Raw genomic sequence first — 2,577 nt, forward strand, 5'->3', positions numbered from 1 at the left:
GCCGTACCACGAATGGTAACTTCTGCTCCGGCTCGTAGGGTGTCAGGATACGCGAGCTGGATGGAATCCTGCGGGTAAGCCAGTCGCATGGAAGGATCTCCGAGCAGAGAAAAATTTCGATTCACCCGACCCGCCAAACTGTTGTTTTTAGTTTGGCGGAAGATGTCACCTAGGCGGGGCATCTGACCATTAACGGGTTGAAAAGCCGCTTTCATAAATGCTTCACTGACCAGAGCGTTCGAGCTGGCAAACACGGGTCGAGTAGTCGTCAGCAAGGCAATGGCTCCGCCCTGGGCACTGAGTAAGGCCAGCTCGGCTCCCGAAACTACCCCGGGATTGTCGTACCGGCCAAACTCGCAGGTCGCCGTTAGCAGGAGAGGTAAGCGGTCGTAGTTACGCCAGCCTAGAATATCCCGTAAACTCAGGATTTGTTCCTGTGTCCAGCCCGATACGCCGCCATGACCGGCAAAAGCAATCATTAACCGGCCCTCACGAACGGCATTGGCCAGGGCCGCCTGGGCCTGCGGGCTTTTTTGATCCGTACCCGACCCCGTTTGCGGATAGGCATCGAGGTAAATTTTTTCGGAACGATAAGGGGTCGCCACCGCCAGATTCACCAGCCGCTCGGCGTCCTGCGTGTGAATGTTGAAATCGCCATCATCCGCTACAAAAGATAGGCGGCCTTGCCAGGGTCCCCGGGTAGTGGCCGCTTCGTAATGAATCAGCTTGTCTACCATCTGACGAGCTTCAGTGAGGGTCTTGACGGGCAGGCGTCCAACGCCCACATCAAGCGTATGATCACCGGCGTACGTTTCGGGCCATTCACCTTCGGTATTTTCCAGAAAACCGAAGTAATCGTCGGAGGAATAACTGTAGATGGGGTGCAGCGATTCACGACTTTCGTACGTAGGCACGTAGAAACCCTGATTCTCCTGAAGAATGTTTTTGTAATCGAAGGTGGCATCTCCGAACAGCAAAGCGTATTGTAACGTGCCCGGTTGCTGATCGGCCAATCGCTTAATGAAATCCCGTAAAGCCGTTGGATCCAGCCGACCGGACGAAAACTCATTGTATACTTCAGCTGTACTGACCACTAAAGTCGTCAACTGATCGTGTGATTGCCGGAACGCTGCTAGTCGTTCCGCTTCCGAACGGAAGGCCGGGGGGCAAATGATCAGTAATTGAGGCGTATTTTTTTGCTGAAGATTCTGATTAGCTATGGGTAGAATCGATGCCGGGCTAAGGGCTTGCTCGGGTAGAAACGCCACAAATTCGTGGATACGTCCTGCCGGGGTATAGCCAAACGTTCCGTTACGCAAGGCCATTTGCTGAACGTCCGTTTCCGATACCTCCCAGATTTGCAGTGAAGCCGGTGCATTAGCCAAAGTCATTTGCACCTGCGGCAGCGTACGACTGGCCAGTGAGCGAAAACGAAACCCCTGACCCATCCAACTCAACGGTCGATGTACCTGCAAGCCTAAGTAATTCAAGGCTCCCTGAGCGGCGTTGTCGCCGTTGCGGTTATAGGTTAGCGTGACGGCAAACGTTCCATCCGCTGGTAAGGTAGGTACGGTGCCCGGAAAAGTCGTCGCTACATCAACCCCTTTATAATCGTAGCGATCATAGGTAGTGGCCGGTATGGTTTGGTTGCCCAAAGGCTGGCCGTTTACGTTGAGGCTAAATTGCGTCGCTACGGAACCATAGCCCATCGTGGCCGAAGTTAACTGAAAAGGGGTATTCGGTACGGCACCCGGTATTTTGAAGGAAATCGTACGTTCGGAGGTGACGTAGAAAATTTCGCCGTACCAGTTTCGTCCGGAAGTAACGCGGTTGATTTCTTCACTTTCGTGAAACAAGTAGTCGTCGTAGCTGGTCAGACTCGTACCCTGCGTAAGCGAGGGGGCCGTCGTCAGGCGTTTGGGGGAACCGTGGGTACTCCGCGTCAGAAAATAATAGGTAGTGTCCGAATAAGGATTCAATGCGTGGGAAAACCGCCCCGTCAGGGTATCCAGCCGCATTTCGTGGGGGCCTGTTCCGTAGAAGTAAATGCCATCTTCGGTATCTAGCCGACCGTCGGTTTCTCCCGTAATCCAGAGTGCATTTTCCCGTAAATCTCGTTGGCGAGGCGTTGCGTTGGGCTGCGGAAGGACCGCTCCGCCATTTCCGTACAGGCGAAGCTGACGCGGATCAACGGTAGGCCAGCCTGCTTTTCGCAGCTGGGCCGCGTCGAGTTTATAGATACCATCTTTCGTAACCCCAATTTTTAACCAGGAGCCTTCCGCCAATACCGAAGCCTGCCCCTGACTTTGCAGCGGAATCCAGAGCAGTAATAGGAGCCCAATAAACGTTTGTTTCATGTAATAAACGAACCTGCACTAATAACGAGAATTTGGCTCAATCCGTACCTCGAGCAGGCGAACCATTGCTTCCGCGGGAACCGTATACTGGCGACCAGTTTGCTGATCAGTACACAAAAAGCGGGTACGGCGTTTCTGGTGTTTAATAAAGGTACGGCCTCCTAATTCAAAAGATTGGTTTTCGGGTACTTCGACGAGTCGGAGCGTACCTTCCAGATGC

Annotated in this window: 1 protein-coding gene and 1 pseudogene; both read right to left on the reverse strand. The window is 53.3% G+C overall.

What is annotated here, in order from left to right; translation table 11 throughout:
- Positions 1–2,357 (reverse strand): type IX secretion system sortase PorU (gene porU / locus ACOJTG_RS16000; protein WP_420154746.1); only part of this gene is annotated, 2,357 nt, incomplete at its 3' end.
- 18 nt (positions 2,358–2,375) lie between these two features.
- A pseudogene (locus tag ACOJTG_RS16005) lies at positions 2,376–2,577 on the reverse strand (hypothetical protein); the annotation flags it as partial.

The organism is Siphonobacter sp., assembly GCF_048595215.1.
Classification (GTDB): Bacteria; Bacteroidota; Bacteroidia; order Cytophagales; family Spirosomataceae; genus Siphonobacter.